General features: G+C 61.2%; 19 protein-coding genes and 3 pseudogenes. 6 read left to right on the forward strand and 16 right to left on the reverse strand.

All coding sequences use genetic code 11. The features are described 5' to 3' along the window. Positions 1 to 229: 229 nt before the first annotated feature. Together J3O30_RS30640 and J3O30_RS30645 are read right to left on the reverse strand one after the other, a co-directional pair. Positions 230 to 712, reverse strand: coding sequence for an RES family NAD+ phosphorylase (locus J3O30_RS30640; protein WP_207585815.1), 483 nt, complete (start codon positions 710 to 712; stop codon positions 230 to 232). Then, positions 709 to 1140 carry an antitoxin Xre-like helix-turn-helix domain-containing protein gene (locus tag J3O30_RS30645; RefSeq protein ID WP_207585816.1) on the reverse strand — a complete coding sequence of 144 codons (432 nt, stop codon included), beginning with the start codon at positions 1138 to 1140 and terminating at the stop codon, positions 709 to 711. The genes J3O30_RS30640 and J3O30_RS30645 overlap by 4 nt, the downstream gene beginning before the upstream one ends. 254 nt (positions 1141 to 1394) lie before the next feature. Between J3O30_RS30645 and J3O30_RS30650 the strand changes: the two genes are divergently transcribed. From J3O30_RS30650 to J3O30_RS30665, 4 genes are all read left to right on the forward strand, one after another. Continuing rightward, positions 1395 to 2408 carry a sugar ABC transporter substrate-binding protein gene (locus J3O30_RS30650; protein WP_207585817.1) on the forward strand — a complete coding sequence of 338 codons (1014 nt, stop codon included), beginning with the start codon at positions 1395 to 1397 and terminating at the stop codon, positions 2406 to 2408. 65 nt (positions 2409 to 2473) lie between these two features. Continuing rightward, positions 2474 to 4024 carry a sugar ABC transporter ATP-binding protein gene (locus J3O30_RS30655; protein ID WP_207585818.1) on the forward strand — a complete coding sequence of 517 codons (1551 nt, stop codon included), beginning with the start codon at positions 2474 to 2476 and terminating at the stop codon, positions 4022 to 4024. Beyond that, complete coding sequence (locus J3O30_RS30660; protein ID WP_207585819.1) at positions 4014 to 5033, forward strand: ABC transporter permease; 1020 nt, start codon at positions 4014 to 4016, stop codon at positions 5031 to 5033. Before J3O30_RS30655 ends, J3O30_RS30660 begins: the two co-directional genes overlap by 11 nt. Positions 5034 to 5035: 2 nt before the next feature. Continuing rightward, complete coding sequence (locus J3O30_RS30665; protein ID WP_207585820.1) at positions 5036 to 6037, forward strand: ABC transporter permease; 1002 nt, start codon at positions 5036 to 5038, stop codon at positions 6035 to 6037. 36 nt (positions 6038 to 6073) lie between these two features. Here J3O30_RS30665 and glpK read toward each other — a convergent pair whose 3' ends face one another. The 10 genes and pseudogenes from glpK to J3O30_RS30715 form a co-directional block, all read right to left on the reverse strand. Continuing rightward, positions 6074 to 7576 (reverse strand): glycerol kinase GlpK, encoded by a 1503-nt coding sequence (glpK, locus tag J3O30_RS30670; RefSeq protein WP_207585821.1) that lies wholly within the window; start codon positions 7574 to 7576, stop codon positions 6074 to 6076. 151 nt (positions 7577 to 7727) lie between these two features. After that, positions 7728 to 9452 carry an ABC transporter substrate-binding protein gene (locus J3O30_RS30675; protein ID WP_207585822.1) on the reverse strand — a complete coding sequence of 575 codons (1725 nt, stop codon included), beginning with the start codon at positions 9450 to 9452 and terminating at the stop codon, positions 7728 to 7730. A 78-nt stretch (positions 9453 to 9530) separates the two neighbouring features. Further along, positions 9531 to 9827 (reverse strand): DUF2160 domain-containing protein, encoded by a 297-nt coding sequence (locus tag J3O30_RS30680; RefSeq protein WP_164011166.1) that lies wholly within the window; start codon positions 9825 to 9827, stop codon positions 9531 to 9533. Further along, positions 9827 to 10738 (reverse strand): carbohydrate ABC transporter permease, encoded by a 912-nt coding sequence (locus J3O30_RS30685; RefSeq protein ID WP_207585823.1) that lies wholly within the window; start codon positions 10736 to 10738, stop codon positions 9827 to 9829. Before J3O30_RS30685 ends, J3O30_RS30680 begins: the two co-directional genes overlap by 1 nt. Before the next feature lies 1 nt (position 10739). Beyond that, positions 10740 to 11606, reverse strand: a complete 867-nt coding sequence (locus J3O30_RS30690; protein WP_007637179.1) for a sugar ABC transporter permease — start codon at positions 11604 to 11606, stop codon at positions 10740 to 10742. A gap of 2 nt (positions 11607 to 11608) precedes the next feature. After that, positions 11609 to 12679, reverse strand: a complete 1071-nt coding sequence (locus J3O30_RS30695; protein ID WP_207585824.1) for an ABC transporter ATP-binding protein — start codon at positions 12677 to 12679, stop codon at positions 11609 to 11611. Between the two features lie 9 nt (positions 12680 to 12688). Continuing rightward, complete coding sequence (locus tag J3O30_RS30700) at positions 12689 to 13768, reverse strand: ABC transporter ATP-binding protein (RefSeq protein ID WP_207585825.1); 1080 nt, start codon at positions 13766 to 13768, stop codon at positions 12689 to 12691. A 43-nt stretch (positions 13769 to 13811) separates the two neighbouring features. Further along, positions 13812 to 15325, reverse strand: a pseudogene (gene glpD / locus J3O30_RS30705) (glycerol-3-phosphate dehydrogenase). A gap of 141 nt (positions 15326 to 15466) precedes the next feature. Next, positions 15467 to 16240 (reverse strand): DeoR/GlpR family DNA-binding transcription regulator, encoded by a 774-nt coding sequence (locus tag J3O30_RS30710; RefSeq protein ID WP_207585826.1) that lies wholly within the window; start codon positions 16238 to 16240, stop codon positions 15467 to 15469. 96 nt (positions 16241 to 16336) lie between these two features. Next, positions 16337 to 17254, reverse strand: coding sequence for a DMT family transporter (locus tag J3O30_RS30715; protein ID WP_207585827.1), 918 nt, complete (start codon positions 17252 to 17254; stop codon positions 16337 to 16339). Between the two features lie 72 nt (positions 17255 to 17326). Between J3O30_RS30715 and J3O30_RS30720 the strand changes: the two genes are divergently transcribed. Beyond that, complete coding sequence (locus J3O30_RS30720) at positions 17327 to 18256, forward strand: LysR family transcriptional regulator (RefSeq protein WP_207585828.1); 930 nt, start codon at positions 17327 to 17329, stop codon at positions 18254 to 18256. A gap of 48 nt (positions 18257 to 18304) precedes the next feature. Then, positions 18305 to 18873: pseudogene (locus tag J3O30_RS30725) on the forward strand (dienelactone hydrolase family protein). 14 nt (positions 18874 to 18887) lie between these two features. On the opposite strand, the gene J3O30_RS30730 reads toward J3O30_RS30725, so the two are convergent. The 4 genes and pseudogenes from J3O30_RS30730 to J3O30_RS30745 all read right to left on the reverse strand — a co-directional run bounded on the left by J3O30_RS30730 (position 18888) and on the right by J3O30_RS30745 (position 21232). Then, positions 18888 to 19355, reverse strand: a complete 468-nt coding sequence (locus J3O30_RS30730; RefSeq protein ID WP_207585920.1) for a GNAT family N-acetyltransferase — start codon at positions 19353 to 19355, stop codon at positions 18888 to 18890. Positions 19356 to 19447: 92 nt separating this feature from the next. Beyond that, the gene (locus tag J3O30_RS30735; protein WP_207585829.1) at positions 19448 to 19969 is read right to left on the reverse strand and encodes a DUF992 domain-containing protein; all 522 of its coding nucleotides are present in this window, start codon (positions 19967 to 19969) and stop codon (positions 19448 to 19450) included. A gap of 409 nt (positions 19970 to 20378) precedes the next feature. After that, entirely contained in the window at positions 20379 to 20543 is a 165-nt protein-coding gene (locus J3O30_RS30740) for a DUF1328 domain-containing protein (protein WP_003571841.1), read from the reverse strand. Positions 20544 to 20643: 100 nt separating this feature from the next. Next, positions 20644 to 21232, reverse strand: a pseudogene (locus tag J3O30_RS30745) (hypothetical protein). Positions 21233 to 21256 lie beyond the last annotated feature (24 nt).

Genomic DNA, 21256 nt, shown 5'->3' on the forward strand with positions numbered 1-21256 from the left:
CCAAACTTGCCTTACTTTTAACGTAAATAATGATGACGAGGTTCGGACCTTGCGCGCTCCGGAAGCATGACAAGGTCGTTGTGCTTGGCAGCGAAGGCAGCAGGTCGCCGCTTTTGCTCACGCCTATAACGGCGCCTTCGATTGGCGCGTTCGACGGCGGCAGACGGCGTCACCCCGACATTGGAAAGGGTAACGGCGCGGAAGGACGCGATTGCGACCGACCGCCCCATCACATCCCGAACAGACGGTGATCCCAGAAGACGGGTTGGTGGAGGCTGACCGTGAGCGATGAGAATTCCGGGTGGGCCGGATTGATCAGCACGTTGCGGTCGACGCGGGCGACGACGCTCGGCACCAGCAGGATGGCGCTGCGCTTTTCCTGGCACCAGTTTTCGCCGAACGCCTTGCTGACAACAGCCGGCATGCTGTCCCAGCCCGGCAGCGCCGGTTCGGAGAAGACCTCGTAGCTGAGCCCGCGCGGCATGGTGATCGTGACATAGTGCTGGTTGGGCGGCAGCCTGCCGCTGCCATGGACGAGCTTTTCGAGCAGCGCGGTCGAATAGTGCTCGCTCGTATAGATGATCGGGCTGCCCGACGCGTTCCACCGCCCCGGCGCGATGGTCGAGCCTGTGGCATCGAAGATCGGGTAGGTTCCATTGGGATCGCCGATGCGGACGGATGTCAGCGTGCGGTCAAGAAGCTGTGCGCTCACGCAGCGCTGCCGTATTTCAGGCTTCCAAGGATATCGAGCACGAGTTCGCCGCCGATCTCGCTCTGGATGACGACGTCGATCGGCCGCCTGTCCTCCAACATCGCATGCGGGCGAAACAGGAAATCACGCGCCTCGGCCTCGGTCTGCCAGACATCGAGCGCCAGCCCCCAGACCCGCGCGAGGCGGGCGAGCCTTATGCCCTCGTCGGAGGAGAGCCGATGCTTGGACTTGCGCCGCTCATAGGTGGCTTTGGGAACGAGCCGGTATTTGAACTGGAGATCATCAGGCGCCAGAAGCAGCGCCATGCGGTCAAGCGCCTTGACCGGCAGTCCCGCCTCAATGCTGGAAAGCAAGCCGAAGGCCGAGCGCGACGCCGGCTCCCTGGAGGGTAGCCCGAGAACATCGGCAACGGCAGCAAATCCCATCATGATCGTGGATCCTTTTCACATGAGGTTATATTTAGTCTCATGTGAGACGATGTTCAATAGCGCCATTCCGCTTATCTTCGAGAACAGCGGATTGCCGCATTCCGTCGACGGACCGGTCGCGGGAAACCGCAGCCAGGGATGCGCTCTCGCTCCCTCCACTCTTTTCCCCGAAGATCGTTCTTTTGGAAATTCGTTCCTCCTCATTCGCATTAATCTAGTTAATCTATAGACATAATTAATTGGAGAGAGTGGTAATGAGCATCGAAAAGTCCGGAAGCCGCTTCGGAAGACGAGACCTGTTGAAACTGTCCGCAGCGGCCGGGGTCGCCGTCGCCGGCGCTTCGCTGGTCGGGCAGAAGACGGTTTTGGCAGCCGACGAAGAACCGTCGCTGAAAGGCAAGCGCATCGCCATCAGCGCGACCGGCACCGATCATTTCTTCGACCTGCAGGCCTATAATGCCCAGATCGAAGAGGTAAAACGCCTCGGCGGCGAGCCGATCGCCGTCGATGCCGGGCGCAACGACGGCAAACTGGTGTCGCAATTGCAGACGCTGATTGCCCAGAAGCCGGATGCGATCGTTCAAATCCTCGGCACGCTCAGCGTCATCGACCCGTGGCTGAAGAAGGCGCGCGACGCCGGGATTCCTGTTCTGACCGTCGACGTCGGCTCGACCAATTCGATCAACAACACTACCTCCGACAACTGGGGCATCGGCAAGGACCTGGCGCTGCAGCTCGTCTCCGATATCGGCGGCGAAGGCAATATCGTCGTTTTCAACGGCTTCTACGGCGTAACCCCCTGCGCGATCCGCTACGACCAGCTGGTCAATGTCGTCAAATATTTCCCGAAGGTCAAAATCCTCCAGCCGGAACTGCGCGACGTCATCCCGAATACCGTGCAGGACGCCTTCACGCAGATCACGGCGATCCTCAACAAATATCCGGAAAAGGGTTCGATCAAGGCGATCTGGTCGGCCTGGGACATTCCGCAGCTTGGCGCGACCCAGGCCCTAGCGGCCGCCGGGCGGACCGAGATCCGCACCTACGGCGTCGATGGCAGCCCGGAAGTGCTCCAGCTCATCGCCGATCCGAATTCGCCGGCCGGCGCCGATGTCGCCCAGCAGCCGGCGGAAATTGGCCGCACCGCCATCCACAACGTCGCCAAGCTGCTCGCCGGCCAGACCCTGCCGCGCGAGACCTATGTTCCGGCACTACTCGCCAACAAGACCAATGTCGGCGAAATCACCAAGAAGCTCGGCATCGGCTGACACTGAACACGAGCGGTCCGGTCATCGCCGGATCGCTCGCAATCTTCCCGCCCGGAGAGATCGACATGACGGCCATTTCGTTGAAACAGCCGGTGACGGCACGCGACGACATCATCCGCTTTGAAGGCATCGTCAAGCATTTCGGCGGTGCGCAGGCGCTTGCCGGTGCGTCGCTGATCGTCAGGCGCGGCACCATCCACGGTCTCGTCGGCCAGAACGGCGCCGGCAAGTCGACGCTGATTAAGCTGCTGGCCGGTCTTCACCAGCCCGATGGCGGCCGGATCGAGATCGAAGGGCAAACATTCGACAGGCTGACACCGCATCTTGCCGAAGAGCTCGGCATCCACTTCATTCACCAGGATCGACTGCTGGTGCCGACCTTCACCGTCGGCGAAGCACTGTTCCTCGGCCGGGAACCACGCATCGCGGGCACACCGTTCCTCGACCGGCGACTGATGCAGCGCCGTGCGTCTGACATTCTCAATGACTATTTCGGTATCCGGTTGCCGAACGCAGCCTTGATCGGCGAATTGTCGACGGCCGAAAAGCAGATCGTGCAAATCACCCGCGCGCTCCTCAATCAGCCGAAGGTGCTCGTCTTCGACGAGCCGACGGCAGCCTTGGTGCGCCGGGAGGCCGATATCCTCTTCCGGTTGATCCGCCGTCTGCGCGACGAAGGCGTCACCATCATCTATATCTCGCACTATCTGAACGAAATCGAAGAGCTCTGTGACCACGTTACCGTGCTGCGCAACGGGCTCGATGTCGCCTCCTCGCCGATCGGGGACACGTCGGCCGCAGCGATCGCCCGGCTGATGGTCGAGCGCGACATCAAGGAGATGTTTCCGAAGCCGCAGGTGACGCCTGGCGCGGAAATCCTCAAGGTCGAGCAGCTGTCGGCGCCAGGGAAATATACCGATGTCAGCTTCACCCTTCGCCGCGGCGAGGTGCTCGGCCTCACCGGCCTGCTCGGTTCCGGCGCCAAGGAGCTGGTCCGTACTCTCTTCGGCCTGGAGACAGCGGGTCCCGGCCGTATCGAGGTCGGCGGCAGGGTTGCCCGTTTCACCAATCCAACACAGGCAGCCGGCCGCCAGATCGCACTGGTGCCGGAAGACCGGCGTCGCCACGGCGTCGCGCTCGACCTCAGCGTCGCGGAAAACATCAGCCTTTCGAGCCTTGGCCGTTTCACGCGTTTCGGTTTTCTCGATCGCAGGCACGAACAGAGCGAGATCGATGCGCTGATCACACGACTGCAGGTGAAAACCAATGGGCGAAATGCCCTGCTGCGCACGCTTTCGGGCGGCAACCAGCAGAAGGTCGCCATCGCCAAATGGCTGAGCCGTCGCTCCGAGGTCTATCTCCTCGACGAACCGACGGTCGGGGTCGATATCGGCTCCAAGGTCGAGATCTACACGCTGATTGGCGAACTCGCGGCGCGCGGCGCCGGCGTCATCGTGCTGTCTTCGGATCTGCCCGAACTCGTCGGCATTACCGATCGCATCCTTGTGCTCTTCCGCGGGCGCGTAGTGCGGGAATTCATCTCATCGGAGACCAGCGCGGATGCCGTGCTGGCGCAATCGACCGGATCATCCAAGGAACAGCGCCATGTCGGCTGAAGCGGAATTTGCGCCTTCCGGCTTCTCCGCTGCGGAACTGCCTCCGCGGCCGGCCGGCAATATTGCGGCTGCGGCCTTGCGCTTCGGATCGTTGATCGTTTTTGCCGCTATCCTGCTCATCTTCTCGCTGAGCGCTCCGTATTTTCTCAGCATCGGCAATATCGGCAACGTGCTTGGCCAATCGGCCATCTCGGGCGTGCTTGCCATCGGACTGACGGTCGTGCTGATTGCCGGCGGCTCCAATGTCGTCACCGGCGGCATCGACCTGTCGCTGGCTGCCAATATGGGCCTTAGCGCCGCCGTCTATGCGAGCCTGACGCAACTTGGCTACGGCGACACGACAGCGATTGCAGCGGCGATCTTGACCGGCGCGCTGATCGGCACGGTCAATGCCATTGCCGTCGTCTATGCCGGCATCGTGCCGCTGCTCGCGACGCTTGCCGTCATGAATGTCGTTGCCGGCCTGGAACTGGTGCTGACCGGGAATACCGTCCTCCCAGCCTCGAGCCCCTTCTTATCGGCGCTTTCGGCTTCGGATCCCTTCGGCATACCGGTCCTTGCCGATGTGCTCCTCGGTTTCACGGTGATCGCCGCAGCGATCGTGCAATATACCCCGCTCGGCCTGCGCCTTTATGCCGTCGGCGAGTTTCCGGACGCAGCGCGTGCGGCCGGCCTGCCGCTTCGCCGCCTGCTCGCCGGCGCCTTCGCCGCCAGCGGCCTTTCCGGCGGCATCGCCGGCATCCTCTCGGTTTCCTATCTCAGCGGCAGCACGACGGGTTCCGGGGAGATGCTGTTGCCCGTCGTCGTGACAGCCCTGCTGGGCGCGGTCTTCTCGCGCCGGCTGGTTCCGACAATCACCGGGACGCTGCTTTCAGCACTGCTGGTCGGCTTCCTCATCAACGGTTTCCAGCTGCTGAACATTTCGAGCACATTGGTCAGCGGCGTCCAAGGCGTGCTCATTCTCATCGTCGTTTCCGCGACCACGCTGCTGCGCCGGCAGGAGGCCTGACCATGTCGCTCCAGACCCCTACCCCCGCCACGACAGGCTTGCCGCGTCTTATCGCCGGCGGCCTAGTGCGCTATGCACTGCTCCTCGCCCTGATCGCGGTCTTTGCCGCCTTTTCCGCGGCAACGCCGACATTCTTGACGGTTGCAAACCTGCAGAGCATCCTGGTCAATAATTTCACGCTGCTCGCCATCGTCTCGATTGCCATGACCTTCGCCGTCGCGTCGGGCGGCATCGATCTTTCTGTGGGAACGGCGATGGATTTTGCCAGCTTCGCCTTCGTTTCGCTCGTTCTCGCCGGGCAGCCGGTGGCACTCGCCGCGCTCGCGGGACTGGCGGCCGGGGCGTTCGTCGGCGCCTTCAACGCGCTCTTGATTTCCGGGATCGGCGTGTCGCCGTTCCTCGCCACGCTCGGCACACTGTTCATCGGCCGTAGCGTCCAGCAGTTGCTGACCAATGGCGGCAATCCGGTCTATCTGCCGCCGAACGGCGTGCCGGAAGCCTTCCGTTTCCTCGGCCATGGCGCGATCGCCGGCTTTCCGGTGCCGCTGGCAATTGCCATTGTCGTCATCGCGGCCGCTGCGGTCGTTTTTGCCCGCACGCGTTTTGGCCGCGTCATTCTGTCGATCGGCATTCAGCCGGGCGTCGTGCGCTATTCCGGCATTGCAGCGCCGGCCCATGTCGCGGTGACTTTCATCCTGGTCGGGTTGATCGCGGCAATCGCCGGCCTGATCCTGACCGCAACGGTCACCACCTACATCCCCTCCTCGGGCAACGCCTTCCTGCTGAATGCCATCGGCGCGACCTTCATCGGCACGACGCTCAGCCCGCTTGGCCGGCCGAATGTCGGCGGCACCGTTCTCGGCGCGCTGCTGCTCAGCATCGTCGCCAACGGCCTGCTGCTGACCGATCTGAACTTCTATTGGCAGCAGGTCGGCACGGGAACGCTGATCTTCGCCGTACTCGCCCTGAGCTTTGTCAGCAGAAAGGCCGCAAGCGGCACGTGAGAAAAGCAGCCAGTGCCGTCAAGTTCGGGGAAGCTGTTACCCCGCCGAGGCGTCCGAAATCATCCTAGATACGGCATTCTTCCAGCCGATGATCTTGGTCTGCCGCTCGCTTTCCTCCATCGAGGGGTTGAAGCGGCGGTCGCAGGCCCACGCCTGCGCAAAATCCCGCTTGCCGGGCCAGATGCCGGCTTTCGAGCCGGCAAGCCAGGCAGCGCCGAGCGCCGTCGTCTCGCGGATCGCCGACCGGTCGACCGGGTTACCTGTCATGTCAGCCAGACACTGCATCGTCCAATCCGAAGCCGCCATGCCGCCATCGACGCGCAGCACGGTTTCCAGCTGGTTGACGCCCCAATCCTTCTTCATCGCCACCAGCAGGTCGAGCGTCTGATAGGCGACGGATTCGAGCACGGCGCGGGCAAATTCCGCCGGCCCGCTGTTTCGCGTCAGGCCGAAGATCGCGCCGCGCGCGGCCGGATCCCAATAGGGTGCGCCGAGACCGGTGAAGGCCGGAACGATATAGACCTGCTGCCCGGGATCGGCCTTGGCCGCCAGCACCCCCGCCTCCGACGCCTGGTCGATGATGCCGAGGCCGTCGCGCAGCCATTGAACGGCGGCGCCGGCGATGAAGATCGACCCCTCGAGCGCATAGGTCGTCTCGCCGTCGAGGCGGCAGGCGATGGTCGTCAACATCCGGTTGGACGAGGAAACACGATCCCTGCCGGTGTTCAGCAAAGCAAAGCAGCCGGTTCCGTAAGTGGATTTCATCATGCCGGGCTCGAAGCAGGCATTGCCCACGGCCGCCGCCTGCTGGTCGCCGGCGACGCCGAGGATCGGAAGCTGCGCCCCGAACAGCGCCTCGTCGACACGGCCGAAATCATCGGCGCATTCCCTGACCTCGGGAAGCATGGCGACCGGAATGCCGAGAATACCGAGAAGCTCCTCGTCCCAAACGCCGTCATCGATGTTGTAGAGCAGCGTACGGGACGCATTGGTCGCATCGGTAGCATGAACACGGCCACCCGTCAGATTGTAGATCAGCCAGCTGTCGATCGTGCCGAAGCAGACGTCGCCCGCCTCGGCCTTCTCACGCAGGCCGTCGGCATTGTCGAGCAACCAGCGAAGCTTGGTTCCGGAGAAATAGGGGTCGAGCAGCAGGCCGGTCTTGGCGCTGAAGAGTTTCTCATATCCATCCGCCTTCAGGCTCTCGCACATTTCGGCCGTGCGCCTGTCTTGCCAGACGATCGCCCGGTGAAGCGGCTTGCCGGACTTGCGGTCCCAGACGACCACCGTCTCGCGCTGGTTGGTAATGCCGATCGCGGCAATGTCGGCGGCATCAAGACCGGCATCGGCGATCGCCTTGCGTACTGTGTCGACGACGGACTGCCAGATTTCGGCGGCATCGTGCTCCACCCATCCGGGCTGCGGATAATATTGGGTGATTTCCGCCTGCGCCGAGCCGGCCATTTTCATGTCGCCATCAAAGATAATCGCGCGCGAAGATGTCGTGCCCTGGTCGATTGAAAGAATATAGCCGCTCATCTCGTCTCCGGCTCGCACGAGATCGCTCCGCCTGCCAGAGATGGCAGGGCGCGGGCGGACGTCATGAGAGAAAGATTGTGGGTGCCACCGGCCGTAGCCGATGGCAGGAAGTGATGGCCGGAAGCCTCGTCGCCTCCGGCCGAGGTCTGCCTTACTTCGACTGCCAGCTCTTGACGAGTTCGTCGTAGTTGACGGTGACCGGCTTTTCCTTCTCGTTCTCGATCTTCAGCTGCGGCGCAAGGTTGCCCTTCTTCACCGCATCCGCGTTCCAATAAGCGAGATCATGCTCTTTGGCGAGCTTCGGGCCGATATCACCCTGGACGCCCGATTTCTCGATACGGCCCATGACCTTCTCCTGCTCGCCGCAAAGAGAATCCATGGCTTCCTGCGGCGTCTTGGCGCCGGCGGCGGCGTCACCGATAGCCTGCCACCAAAGCTGAGCCAGCTTCGGATAGTCGGGAACGTTGGTGCCGGTTGGCGACCACTGAACACGCGCAGGCGAACGATAGAACTCGATCAGACCGCCGAGCTTCGGAGCACGCTCCGTAAAGCTCTTGTCGCGAATGGTGGATTCGCGGATGAAGGTGAGACCGAGCTGGCTCTTCTTCACGTCAACCGTCTTCGAGGTCACGAACTGTGCATAGAGCCAGGCGGCTTTCGCACGGTCCGTAGGCGTCGATTTCATCAGCGTCCAAGAACCGACGTCCTGATAACCAAGCTTCATGCCGTCTTTCCAGTAAACGCCATGCGGGCTCGGTGCCATGCGCCATTTCGGCGTACCGTCCTCGTTCATAACAGGCAGGCCAGGCTTGACCATGTCTGCTGTAAAGGCCGTGTACCAGAAGATCTGCTGCGCGACGTTACCCTGTGCCGGAACCGGACCGGATTCCGAGAAGGTCATGCCCTGAGCTTCCGGCGGTGCGTAGGCCTTCAACCAATCGAGATACTTCTGGATCGAGTAGACGGAAGCCGGGCCATTGGTGTCACCGCCGCGCGCGACGCACGAGCCGACAGGACGCGACTTCTCGTCGACCTTGATACCCCATTCGTCGACCGGAAGACCGTTCGGCAGACCCTTGTCACCATTGCCGGCCATCGAAAGCCAGGCGTCGGTGAAGCGCCAGCCGAGCGACGGGTCCTTCTTGCCGTAGTCCATGTGGCCGAAGACCTTCTTGCCGTTCACGTCACGGCCGGTAAAGAATTCGGCAATGTCCTCATAGGCCGACCAGTTGACCGGAACGCCGAGATCGTAGCCATATTTCGCCTTGAAATCGGCCTTGTTCTTCTCGTCGTTGAACCAGTCGTAGCGGAACCAATAGAGGTTGGCGAATTGCTGGTCGGGAAGCTGGTAGAGCTTCTTGTCCGGTGCCGTCGTGAACTTGGTACCGATGAAGTCGTTGATATCGAGGCCGGGGTTTGTAACGTCCTTGCCTTCGCCGGCCATCCAGTCGGTCAGGTTGCGCACCTGCTGATAGCGCCAATGCGTACCGATCAAGTCGGAGTCGTTGACCCAGCCGTCATAAAGGTTCTGTCCGGTCTGCATCTGTGTCTGGATCTTCTCGACAACGTCACCCTCTTGAATGACGTCGTGGGTGACCTTGATCCCGGTGATCGCAGTAAAGGCCGGAGCCAGAACCTGGGACTCATACTGGTGGGTGGTCAAAGTTTCCGAGACAACCTTGATGTCCATACCCTGCAAAGGCTTCGCAGCATCGATGAACCACTGCATTTCCTTTTCCTGGTCGGCGCGAGAGAGCGTCGACACGTCGCCGATCTCTTTGTCCAGAAAAGTCTTAGCCTCGTCCATGCCGGCATAGGCCGACGCGGTCATCGCCAGCAGCAAGCCTGCTGTCGTCGTCAATAAGTGCCGTCGCATAATATCCTCCCAGGGTTTGCGATTGCAGTCACGTCTCAGGCGGCCAAGGACCCCCGGCCATCTGTCTTCACTTTGCCGTCACACGTAGCGGAACACGCCGATGGCGTAGACCACGGAGATGGCAAGAGCCCACCACAGGTTGGGCCCACCGAGCCCAAGCCATGCAAGATGAATGAACGCTGCGCCGAGCAGCGAAAGGAAAAGCCGGTCACCGCGCGTCGTCTCGAAGCGCAGGATTCCGATCCGCGGATTGCCGCCCGGCACCGCATATTCCCATATCCCCATGCCGATCAGCAGCAATGCGATGACGATGAAGAAAGCGGCCGTCGGCCATGTCCACGCCATCCATGAAAAATCGGGAAGCGAAAAGCTCATCAAACTCTCCCCAGGGCGAAGCCCTTTGCGATGTAATTGCGCACAAACCAGATCACCAGCGCCCCCGGGATAAGGGTCAGAACGCCCGCGGCGGCCAGCAGGCCCCAATCCATGCCGGATGCAGAGACGGTGCGGGTCATGGTGGCGGCGATCGGCTTCGCGTCGGTTGTCGTCAGCGTTCGTGCGATCAGCAACTCGACCCAAGAGAACATGAAGCAGAAGAAGCAGGCGACACCTATGCCGCTCGCAATCAGCGGCGTGAAGATCTTCAGGAAGAACCGCGGGAACGAGTAGCCATCGATATAGGCCGTCTCGTCGATTTCCTTCGGCACGCCGGACATGAAGCCTTCAAGGATCCAGACCGCCAGCGGTACGTTGAAGAGGCAATGCGCCAAGGCCACGGCGATGTGCGTATCGATGAGTCCAAAGGCCGAGTAGAGCTGGAAGAACGGCAGGGCAAAGACTGCCGGCGGCGCCATCCGGTTGGTCAGCAACCAGAAGAACAGATGCTTGTCGCCGAGGAACCGATATCGGGAGAAGGCATAGGCCGCCGGCAGCGCAGCTGCCACCGAGATCACCATGTTCATGACGACATAGCTGATTGAATTGATATAGCCGGAATACCACGCCTTCTCCGTGAAGATCGTCACGTAATTCGCGATCGTCGGGTTATGAGGATAAAGCGTCAGAGAATTGACGATTTCCGCATTGGTCTTGAAGCTCATGTTGACGAGCCAATAGATCGGCAGCAGGAGCACGATGATATAGATCGTCGGAACCAGCCACCACCAGCGCGATTCCTCGCCGCGCCGGCGCATCAGACGGCCGACTTCATCGGCGGAGAGCCCGCTTGCGACACTGGTAACGCCTGGGATGTTTCGGCTCGATGTCGTTTCGTTGGAGACGCTCATTTCAATTCTCCGCGTCGTGGCTGGTCATGACGGTGTAGAACACCCACGAAAGCAGCAGGATGATCAGGAAATAAACCAGCGACATGGCAGCTGCCGGACCGAGATCAAACTGTCCGAGGGCGGTCTTGACCAGATCGATCGACAGGAAAGTGGTCGAGTTGCCCGGACCGCCACCCGTGACGACAAAAGGCTCGGTGTAGATCATGAAACTATCCATGAAACGCAGCAGCACGGCGATCAGAAGAACGCGCTTCATCTTGGGCAGCTGGATATAGCGGAACACTGCCCAACGGGACGCACCGTCGATCTTGGCTGCCTGATAGAAAGCATCTGGAATGGAAACGAGGCCGGCATAGCAGAGCAAGACGACCAGGCTCGTCCAGTGCCAGACATCCATGATGATGATCGTCACCCAGGCGTCGAGCGGATCCTGCACATAGTTGTAATCGATGCCGATGGCGTTGACGTAATAACCGAACAAACCAATGTCGTTGCGGCCGAACACCTGCCAGATCGTGCCGACCACGTTCCATGGGATCAACAGCGGCAGTGCCATCAGAACCAGGCATACCGGCACGCCGATGCCTGATTTCGGCATGTTGAGCGCAATGAAGATACCGAGCGGAATCTCCAGCGCGAGAATGATCAACGAAAAAATCAGGTTTCGCTGCAGGGCGGCCCAGAATCGGTCGGAATGCAGGATTTCGGTAAACCAGTCCGTTCCGTTCCAGAAGAACTGGTTGTTTCCGAAAGTGTCCTGAACGGAATAGTTCACAACCGTCATCAAGGGAATGACAGCCGAGAAAGCCACCAGCACGAGGACCGGCAGAACCAGAAACCAGGCTTTGTTGTTCCAGGTTTTTTCCATGATCAAGCCTCCGGTCCGGCGCGCCAAGAGTCGGCATAGATACTGATAGCTGATGGCTCGAAGGTCACCCGGGGATCGGCCGGAATTTCCTCGTCCTCGGGAATGACGATCGCGATCGGCTGGCCGGCGAACTGCGCGCGGACGATCTTCTGCCGGCCGATATCTTCCACCTTGCTGACCGTCACAGGCATACCCTCACGGCCGACCCGGATAAACTCGGGCCGGATTCCAAGCTCTACCTTGGCCGCTGCCGAAGTCTTTGGCGCATAGCCGAGCGTTAGCGCGTGCTCGCCGACCCGAACCGTACTGCCCTCTACCTTGGCCGGCATGAAGTTCATGCCCGGCGAACCGATGAAGTAGCCGACGAAGGTATGGCTCGGACGCTCGAAGAGTTCGGCCGGCGTGCCGATCTGCACGATCTCGCCATCATACATCACCACGACTTTGTCGGCGAAGGTCAGCGCCTCCGTCTGGTCATGCGTGACATAGACCATGGTAAAACCGAACTGCTTGTGCAGCCGCTTCAGCTGCGATCGCAGCACCCATTTCATATGCGGATCGATAACAGTGAGCGGCTCGTCAAAGAGAATCGCGTTCACATCCGAGCGCACGAGGCCGCGGCCGAGCGAAATCTTCTGCTTTTGGTCCGCCGTCAAGCCGCGCGCGCGCCGCTTGGCCCAGCCGGCAAGATCGATCATCTCGAGGATTTCGCGGACGCGCCGGTCGACATCCGCCTCGGCCACGCCGCGGTTGCGCAGAGGAAAGGCGAGGTTGTCGTAGACCGTCATCGTGTCGTAGATGACCGGGAACTGGAATACTTGCGCGATATTTCGCTGCTGTGTCGGCAGGTTCGTAACATCCTGCCCGTCGAAGAGAATCCGCCCTTCGGACGGCTGAATGAGGCCCGAAATGATATTGAGCAGCGAGGTCTTTCCGCAGCCCGAAGGCCCGAGCAGTGCATAAGCGCCGCCATCGTTCCACTCATGGTGCACTTCCTTGAGAGCGTAGTCCTTCTCGCTCTTCGGGTTCGGCCCATAGGCATGGCGAATATGATCGAGGGTGATACGTGCCATGATCTTCTCCTAGCCCCCTTGCCTGGCGGTGGTGATCGCCCGGCCGTCCGCGCCGAACGCCATCAGGTGGCGCGTATCGATGAAAACGGAGATGTCCGTGTCCGGGTCGATATTGTGGATGCCGTGCGCAAGCATCACCCAGCGGGTGCCGGCAAATTGCAGATGAACAAAACTTTCCGAGCCGGTGATCTCCGAAACCTGTGTTCGCGCCGTCATCCGCGCCGAACCAGCCGTCTGGGCGGTTGGTGCAAGATGATGCGGGTGAAACGCTATGGTTGCCGGCCCGTCCGGCACGTTCTGAAGATGCGGCGGCACGGCAAAAATCACCGCGCCATCGCGCAGGAAATTGCCTTCCGATTTGACCAGATCAATAAAATTCAGCGGCGGATCGGCAAAGGTTTTCGCCGTCGTCAGATCGAGCGGATTGCGATAGACCTCGATCGTCGGGCCGAACTGCGTGATCCGGCCCTCGCTGAGCGCTGCCGTATTGCCGCCCAGCAACAAGGCTTCGGACGGTTCCGTCGTGGCATAGACGAAGATCGCGCCGGACTGCGCGAAGATGCGCGGCAATTCCTGCCGCAGCTCCTCACGCAGCTTGTAGTCGAGGTTGGCAAGCGGCTCGTCCATCAAAACAAGGCTCGCATTCTTCACGAGTGCCCGGGCAAGTGCGGTGCGCTGCTGCTGGCCGCCGGAGAGGTTGAGCGGCGTGCGATCGAGATAAGGCCCGAGTTTCAGAAGTTCGGCAGCCTTGCGCACCTCCAGATCGATGATCTTGGCATCCTTGCCGGCAATCCGCAGCGGCGAGGCAATATTCTCGTAGACCGTCAATGCCGGATAATTGATGAACTGCTGATAGACCATGGCGATGTTGCGCTTCTGGACAGGCATAGCTGTCACGTCAGCACCATCAAAATGGATCGTGCCGGTTGTCGGCCGATCAAGGCCGGCCATCAGACGCATCAACGAGGTCTTGCCCGACAATGTCGGCCCAAGCAGAACGTTTAGCGTTCCTCTTTCAAAAACAAGATCGGTCGGGTGGATATGATAGTCCCCTCCCACCATCTTTGCGGCCTTCCGCAGTTCCAGCATTCCGATTCCCGTGCCTCCACGCATCGGGGACCACATGTTGCCCTTATCCGGCCATCGCCGGCATGGCAGCCATGTACTCCTCCAGTGACTGAGCCTGCTCCCTCGAAAGGCGCAGACCATCCTTTGTTCTCCTCCACAGCACGTCTTCGGCGTGCCGGGCCCATTCCTGTTTGACGAGATAGGTGACCTCGGCCTCGTAGAGGTCGCCGCCGAACAGCCGTCCCAAATCGTCGACGCCGCGGGCTTCGCCGAGCAGCGCCTTGACCCTCGTCCCGTAACGGCGAACCAGCCGGCGGGCATGTTGATCGGCGAGGAACGGATAAAGCCGCTTCAGATCGGCGACCTGCCCCTCGTAACCCCGGACCGGGAAGTCGCCGCCTGGCAGATGGCTCTTGGCCGTCCACGGGGCACCCTTGACGCCGATCGCAGCGCCGATCTTCTCCAGCGCGTGTTCGGAAAGCCGGCGATAGGTGGTGAGCTTGCCGCCGAAGACGTTGAGTAGCGGTGCGCTACTCCCCTCGCCGTCCAACTTCAACACATAGTCACGCGTCGCCTCCTGCGCCTTCGAGGCACCGTCGTCATAAAGCGGCCTGACTGCGGAATAGGCCCAGACGATATCCTCCGGCCTGACCGGCTCCTTGAAATATTCCGACGCCGCATTGCACAGATAGATGGTCTCTTCCTCGGAGATCCGAACATCCTTGGGATCGGCGGTGTAATCGCGGTCGGTGGTGCCGATCAGCGTAAAGTCGCCCTCGTAAGGAATGGCAAAGATGATGCGGTTGTCGGGATTCTGAAAGAAATAGGCGCGTGGACCGTCAAACTTTTTCTTCACCACGATATGGCTGCCCTGGACAAGGCGGACATGGTGAGCCTCGTTCTGGCCGAAGGCGGAACGGATGACATGGTCGACCCACGGACCGGCAGCATTGACCAGCATGCGGGCCTGATGGTTGTCATTGCGGCCGGTGACCGTATCGGTGGTCTCGATGTGCCAGAGGTCGTTCTCGCGCCTTGCCGACACCACTTTGGTGCGCGGCATGATGGTCGCCCCCTTGTCGGCGGCGTCGCGGGCGTTCAGCACCACCATGCGGGCATCATCGACCCAGCCGTCGGAATATTCGAAGGCCTTGGCAAATAGCGCCTTCAGCGGCTTGCCGGCCGGATCGCGGCGCATGTCGAGCACCGATGTCGCCGGCAACAGCTTACGGCCGCCGAGATGGTCGTAAAGGAAGAGGCCGAGCCGGATCAGCCAGGCCGGCCGGATGCCGCCCTTATGGTAGGGCAGCACGAAACGCAGCGGCCAGATGATGTGCGGCGCCATCGCCCAGAGGATCTCGCGCTCCATCAGCGATTCCCGCACTAGGCGGAACTCGTAATGCTCGAGATAACGCAGGCCGCCATGAATGAGCTTGGTGGCGCCAGACGAGGTGCCCGAGGCGAAGTCGTTCATCTCCGCCAGCGCCACGGAATAACCGCGCCCAACAGCATCGCGCGCAATGCCGCAGCCGTTGATGCCGCCCCGATGACGAATATGTCGTGTATCTCCCGGCCCAATATCCCCTCCGAGCCTGCTGCGGATTTCGCATCGCACAAAACTCACGCAATTGCGAAAGTGAAGTCAGTTAAAACGAAAGAGATACGAATGTCAAACGAATGTTTCGCGGCGGAAATTCAGAACAGTGCCGGCATCATGCTTTAGCGAAACCTGCCGTTCGTTTCGATCAGCTTTACATTGTTTTCGAGACAGAGATTGCGGATCGACGGCACCGGACAATGGTCGGTGATGAAGGTATGAACTTGGGAAAGTTGGCCGATCCTGACTGGAGCGGTGCGTTCGAACTTCGTCGAATCCGCAACCAGAATGACATGCCGGGCGTTGGCGATGATCGCCTGTGCGACCTTGACTTCGCGAAAATCATAGTCGAGAAGCGCGCCATCCACGTCGATCGCCGAAGCCCCGATCACGGCATAGTCGACCTTGAACTGGCGGATGAAATCGACTGCCGCCTCGCCGACGATCCCGCCATCCGAACCGCGCACCACACCGCCGGCGATCACCACCTCGATTGCGGGCAGCAGACGTAACCTATTGGCAACATTGATATTATTTGTAATCACCATCAGCTCGTGATGCTCGGCGAGCGCCTCGCCCACCGCCTCGGTCGTCGTTCCGATATTGATGAAGAGCGAGGCCCCGCTCGGGATCAGCTCGACCGCGGCCATGCCGATCGCCTGTTTCTCGGACGCGGCGATCTGCCGCCGCGCCTCGTATTTGACGTTCTCGGTCCCGCTCGGGAATGTCGCGCCGCCGTGGATACGCGTCAGCACCTGCGCATCGCAGAGATCGTTCAGGTCCTTGCGGATCGTCTGCGGTGTCACTGAAAAGCGGGAAGCGAGCTCCTCGACCAGGACCCTGCCGCTGGATTTCGCTATCGCCACGATTTCAGTTTGCCGGTCGGTCAAGAACATGAGCACGCACCTTTCGATCTACTTTCGTTTTAAAGAAAGCGAACGCCTGCGCAATGCCTATCTGTCACCTGATCACCTTCCGGGGCGAATTTGCTGCTATCGTTTCCGCATCACATTGACGACGAGCACACCGAGGATCGCCATGACGCCACCGACCGCGCCAAGCGCCGTCGGCGTCTCACCCAGCCAGAGGAAACCGATCAGCGTGGCGACGGGCGGAACGCCATAGAGAAAGTTCGAAGCGCGGGCGGCCGTCAGCCGCTTCAGCGCGATCGCCCAGGTGAGGTAGCCGATCGCAGTCGGGAAGATGACGAGATAGGCAACGCCCCAGTTCACCTCCGCCGGGGCGGCGGCCAGCGCCTGAATCGTCGCCGGTGCGGCCGGAAACAGCGGCACGGAACCGATCAGCAGGATCCAGGCGGTGACGGCAAGCGCCGGCATCCGGCCGAGCAGCGGCTTCTGCAGCACGCTGGCGATCGCCGAGCAAAGTGCTGCGCCGAGGATGAGGACGGCATTCGGATCAAGCTTGAAGCCGCCGTCGGAGGCAACCGCAATCAGCGCCACACCGCCGAAGGATATGGCAGTGCCGGCCCAGCCCCAGCGGCCGAAGCGATCGCCGAGCGCGAACGTGGCGATGAGGGCGGTGAAGACGGGCATGGTGTTGATGATGAAGCTCGCCGGCCCTGCCGCAACCGTCTGCTCACCGGTGTTCAACAGAACCGCATAAGCGGCGATGAAGAGCACCGCAGCGATGGAAAGGCGGACGAAATCGCGTTTTTCCGGCAACGGCCGGTAGATCACGAGGTAGACCAGAGCGATGGCGCCGGCTGCCACATACCGCGCGGTCGCCAGTTCGATCGGCGTCAGTGGTCCGAGACAGATGCGGATCACCACGAAAGAGGACGCCCAGAAGAGGATTGTGACGAGGATCGCGCCGAAGGCGACCAGATCGAACCCGCCCTGCTGTTTCGTCGAAATCGGTGTGCTTGCCGCCATGCTCATTTTCGCCTCCATTTGTTCTTCGACAATGGATTAGGCCTTCGATGCGTGCTTGAAAAGCATCGCAATCGATGATCAAATGTGTCTATGGTTCACAGCTCGCCCGTGCTTCCGCCGCTCGATACGCTCGAGACCTTTGCCCGCGCCGCCCGGCTTGGATCGTTTTCGGCCGCGGCCGAGGAAAGCGGCATCACGCATGGCGCGGTGTCGCGGCAGGTCTCGCGCCTCGAGCGCTGGATGGGGGTGCGGCTGTTTGCCCGCGAAGCCAGAGGCGTGCGGCTGACGCCGGAGGGCATGCGGTTTTTCGCGCGGGCGGAGGAAGCGCTTGCACTGCTCGGCAATAGCGGCGAACGCTGGCTGCCTCGCCGCAATAGGGCGGTGGTGCGCCTTTCGGTGACGCCCTCGGTCGCCTCGTTGTGGCTGTTTCAGCGTCTGCCGAAGCTCGAAGGAAACGAGCTGCATGTCGAGTTGACGCTCGAACACCGGCTGGCGGATTTCGGCGAAGGCACGGACCTTGCCATCCGCTGCGGCAAAGGGCCGTGGGCCGGCGTGCGCGCCCTGTCGCTCTGGCAGGAGAAGTCGTATCCGATCGCCGCCCCGGCCCTGGCAGACCGGCTCGGCCAGCGCTCCGATGCTGTTTCGCTGCTCGACCTGCCGATCCTGCACGACTCCAATATCGAAGGCTGGCGTCGCTGGCTTGCGCGCGAGGGCGTCGACTACACGCCACGCGGCCACGACCGTCGCTTCGAGGATTACAATCTCGTCGTCGATGCCTGTGTACAAGGGCTCGGCATCGCTCTCGCCCGGCCGCCGCTGTCGGATGCCGCGCTTGCGGCCGGGCGCGTCGTCGCCGTGTCGGAGCGGACGCTCGACAATCATGTGGCCTTCCACCTTATTCGACCGGACGATGCGCTCAGAAGCCCCGCCATCGAATTCGCCAGTCGCTTCCTACGCGAGGCAGGCCATGACGAGGCGACGATCGCCGCTTTTATCGCACCCGGCCGGGCGAAAGCGTAGGCGGAAGGTCGGTGGCGACGTTCGCTGCACCGATTGAGGAGATTAGTAATGGCAACGGTGGTGCTGTTTCATTCGGTTTATGGACTCCGGTCACTCGAGCGCGATGCAGCAGAGCGTCTGCGGGCGGCTGGGCATCAGGTGTTTACGCCGGATCTCTCTATGCGGGCAAGGTCGCGCGATCGATCGATGAGGGCATTGAACTGAAGGAGGCGATCGGGTGGTCCACTCTTTGCCAACGCGCGGAAAAGGCGGTCGCCCCGCTGCCTGACTCCGCCGTGCTCGGCGGATTTTCGATGGGTGCTGGCGTCTCCGCACATCTTTGGCCGAAGCGGCCGCAGATGGTAGGCTTGCTGCTGCTTCAAGGCCTCGCTGAAATTCCGGACAACGCGCGCCGGGGCCTTCCCGTCCAGATCCATCTTGCCGATCCGGATCGATTCGCGCCCAGGGAAGAGGTCGAAGCCTGGCAAGCGGTAGCGGCCCGGTCGAGCATCGCCGCGGAGATCTTCAAATATTCCGGCGCCGGTCATCTCTACACCGATCCGACGCTGCCGGATCACGACGCAGCTGCGGCCGAACTGACATGGAGCCGCGTCATCGGCTTCCTCGCCGCACTGTAGTAGCCGCCAGGCCGTTACTCCGCCGGAAACTGCAGGCGCATTTCCTTCGCCAGTTCAAACCCGGCGGCCCGGTAAACCGGCTCACCGGCATCCGAGGCGTGGATGACGGCCGTCGTGCAGCCGATCGACTTCAGATAATCAATAGCCTTGTTGGTCAGCGCCAACGCGATGCCGCGCCGGCGGAAGGCGTCGGCGACATAGACAGACCAGATGTAGCCATGCAGTCGCTGTTCCGGCTGGATGATCTCCGGAAATGGTGATTGGTGCATCTGGCACGACGCGGAACCGGCGATTTCACCGTCGACGATAGCAAGGAACGAAGTCAGACGCCGCTCCTCGCGTCCGCTTCTGATGAAAGACAAGATCCGCGCCGCCGCATCGGGCCTGTAGTGTTCCGGCGGCGTGCCATAGCTGTCCCAGATCTTCAGATGGTGCCCCACCAGGATCTCGTCCTCGTCGGGCGTTGCCGTTCGAATATCCATCATGTTGTGATCCGGCCGGGGGCATATCGGCGCGTAAAATCGCCCTTCAAAGGGGTGGCGCCCTGCCTCATCGCGGGGCGCCCAAAGGCATATCAGTTCGCGGCTGTCAGCGTCATCGACGCACTGCCGGCCGCAACGTTGAGGCCAAGCTGGCCGGTCAGGCTGACCGTCTGCAGATGGATCGAGCCAGAGGTTCCGCCAATCAGGAGATTGGCGCCGACACCGGCCCCGAGCGTCGCTTCGGCGGTAGCGCCGACATAGAGGCCGGCGAGCGATCCGCGGTGATAACCGGCGGTCGGCGCGAACACGGCCCAGATCAGGCGGCTGCGGGTGGTAAAGCCGAGGTCGATGCCGAGCTTTCTCATCTCGCCAGTATAACGATCCGACAGCTCGTTGCCGACGGTTGACTGGAAGATGCAATCGGCTTCCTTGGATGAACCGAGCACATAACCTGTACCGCCACCGATATCGCAGGTGAGGTAACCGATCTTGACACCATTGCGCAGGTCCGGCTCTTCATACGTCCTGGTTACGAGGTCGGCGGCATTGACCGCCCCAGCGCCAACCAACGTCAACGATACCGCGGCAAGTGCCTTCGCAAGAATTTTGTTCATAAGTCTCTCCTTCTCAAATCGTGACGAGCATACCCGGCTACTCGCCACCAGATTCGGCAATAGATAACGGACGGAACTGCAAAACGATCCCGATCCGGTACCATCTTCACGTCACCTGTCAGACCGCAGAAGATGCGCAAGCGACAAACACGCTTACGGTTCAGCCCCCATTGGGACATTTCGAAGGCACTAATTCGCGCCATCCGGTTATTTCATGATGTTGTCAGGAATGGTTGCCGGAAAGGCACGATCCTGATCGCCGTCGAATTTCTGCGGACGGTATCGATTCATTTTGGCCGACCCGAACCACGACGACCGGATCGGCCGAAGCGAAACGTCAAAACGGATGGGTCGATACAGAAAAACCCGGCGATGTGTTCGCCGGGTTTTTATACTTGTTCTATTCGCGCTATACTCTTCGCATAAAGCGCATGACGAGCGACACGACGAACAACACCAGGAAAATGAAGAACAGAACCTGGGCAATGGAAGCTGAAGCTCCTGCTATACCGCCAAATCCGAGGACGCCGGCAATCAAGGCCACAACGAGAAACACCAGAGCGTAATAAAGCATCGCAATCTCCTTTTACGTTGCTGCGGAGATAACGGAGGCCGCCCCATTTGGTTCCCTGCCCGTCTCACGGCCGGCACATGCGACGTCGCATCGGATTTGTTCAGCCGAAATGAAAAGCGCCGCTGACCATCCGGTCGCCTTCATTCGGCTCGGGAGGCTCGGCCGCATCGAGATAGGCCTTGAGCGGCCCGGTCAGCACGAACCAGATGCTTGCTCCCAGCATGAAATAGGCTCCCACCGGATCGTCGATGCGGGCGATGAAGGGAAGGCAGGCGGAGGCGAACAGGACGATGATCCGCACCGACCACTCCGCCTCACGTTTGGCGATGGCGCGCGCTCGCAGCGACTTGTATTGCCGGGCGCCATAACCTCCTCCCGTCGCTTTCAGCGCCGAAAGCAGTTTTCGTGCTGATGGCAGCGCCAGCATGAGCAGCGCGGCGACACTGAGCGCGAAAGGTTTGCCAGTCATGACCTGCCCGCTGGCGATCAGGAGAAAGGAGAGCACGACGAGATTCCATGTCGGCTCCAACAGCTCCGGCGGTTGCCGCGTGCGGAGATGCCAAGTGCGCAGCAAGCCCGCCGCGCCGTGCAGTAGCGGCTGATCGATATAGCGATTGATCCAGTCCATGCCGATGCTCGTCCCCGATTGCATGAAGAGGGCTCCGAACACCACGGAATTTGGTCATCATCGTGGCAATACCTGCCGAATCACG

This window comes from Rhizobium sp. NZLR1, from assembly GCF_017357385.1.
Lineage (GTDB): Bacteria > Pseudomonadota > Alphaproteobacteria > Rhizobiales > Rhizobiaceae > Rhizobium.

Coding starts and splice junctions, on each gene's coding strand:
- J3O30_RS30675 (WP_207585822.1), bottom strand. CDS start 9,452: ATGCGACGGCACTTATTGACGACGACAGCAGGCTTGCTGCTGGCGATG.
- J3O30_RS30710 (WP_207585826.1), bottom strand. CDS start 16,240: ATGTTCTTGACCGACCGGCAAACTGAAATCGTGGCGATAGCGAAATCC.
- J3O30_RS30695 (WP_207585824.1), bottom strand. CDS start 12,679: ATGGCACGTATCACCCTCGATCATATTCGCCATGCCTATGGGCCGAAC.
- J3O30_RS30720 (WP_207585828.1), top strand. CDS start 17,327: ATGGTTCACAGCTCGCCCGTGCTTCCGCCGCTCGATACGCTCGAGACC.
- J3O30_RS30665 (WP_207585820.1), top strand. CDS start 5,036: ATGTCGCTCCAGACCCCTACCCCCGCCACGACAGGCTTGCCGCGTCTT.
- J3O30_RS30685 (WP_207585823.1), bottom strand. CDS start 10,738: ATGAGCGTCTCCAACGAAACGACATCGAGCCGAAACATCCCAGGCGTT.
- J3O30_RS30735 (WP_207585829.1), bottom strand. CDS start 19,969: ATGAACAAAATTCTTGCGAAGGCACTTGCCGCGGTATCGTTGACGTTG.
- J3O30_RS30655 (WP_207585818.1), top strand. CDS start 2,474: ATGACGGCCATTTCGTTGAAACAGCCGGTGACGGCACGCGACGACATC.
- J3O30_RS30700 (WP_207585825.1), bottom strand. CDS start 13,768: ATGCTGGAACTGCGGAAGGCCGCAAAGATGGTGGGAGGGGACTATCAT.
- J3O30_RS30715 (WP_207585827.1), bottom strand. CDS start 17,254: ATGGAGGCGAAAATGAGCATGGCGGCAAGCACACCGATTTCGACGAAA.
- J3O30_RS30650 (WP_207585817.1), top strand. CDS start 1,395: ATGAGCATCGAAAAGTCCGGAAGCCGCTTCGGAAGACGAGACCTGTTG.
- J3O30_RS30740 (WP_003571841.1), bottom strand. CDS start 20,543: ATGCTTTATTACGCTCTGGTGTTTCTCGTTGTGGCCTTGATTGCCGGC.
- J3O30_RS30730 (WP_207585920.1), bottom strand. CDS start 19,355: ATGGATATTCGAACGGCAACGCCCGACGAGGACGAGATCCTGGTGGGG.
- glpK (WP_207585821.1), bottom strand. CDS start 7,576: ATGAGCGGCTATATTCTTTCAATCGACCAGGGCACGACATCTTCGCGC.
- J3O30_RS30645 (WP_207585816.1), bottom strand. CDS start 1,140: ATGATGGGATTTGCTGCCGTTGCCGATGTTCTCGGGCTACCCTCCAGG.
- J3O30_RS30690 (WP_007637179.1), bottom strand. CDS start 11,606: ATGGAAAAAACCTGGAACAACAAAGCCTGGTTTCTGGTTCTGCCGGTC.
- J3O30_RS30660 (WP_207585819.1), top strand. CDS start 4,014: ATGTCGGCTGAAGCGGAATTTGCGCCTTCCGGCTTCTCCGCTGCGGAA.
- J3O30_RS30680 (WP_164011166.1), bottom strand. CDS start 9,827: ATGAGCTTTTCGCTTCCCGATTTTTCATGGATGGCGTGGACATGGCCG.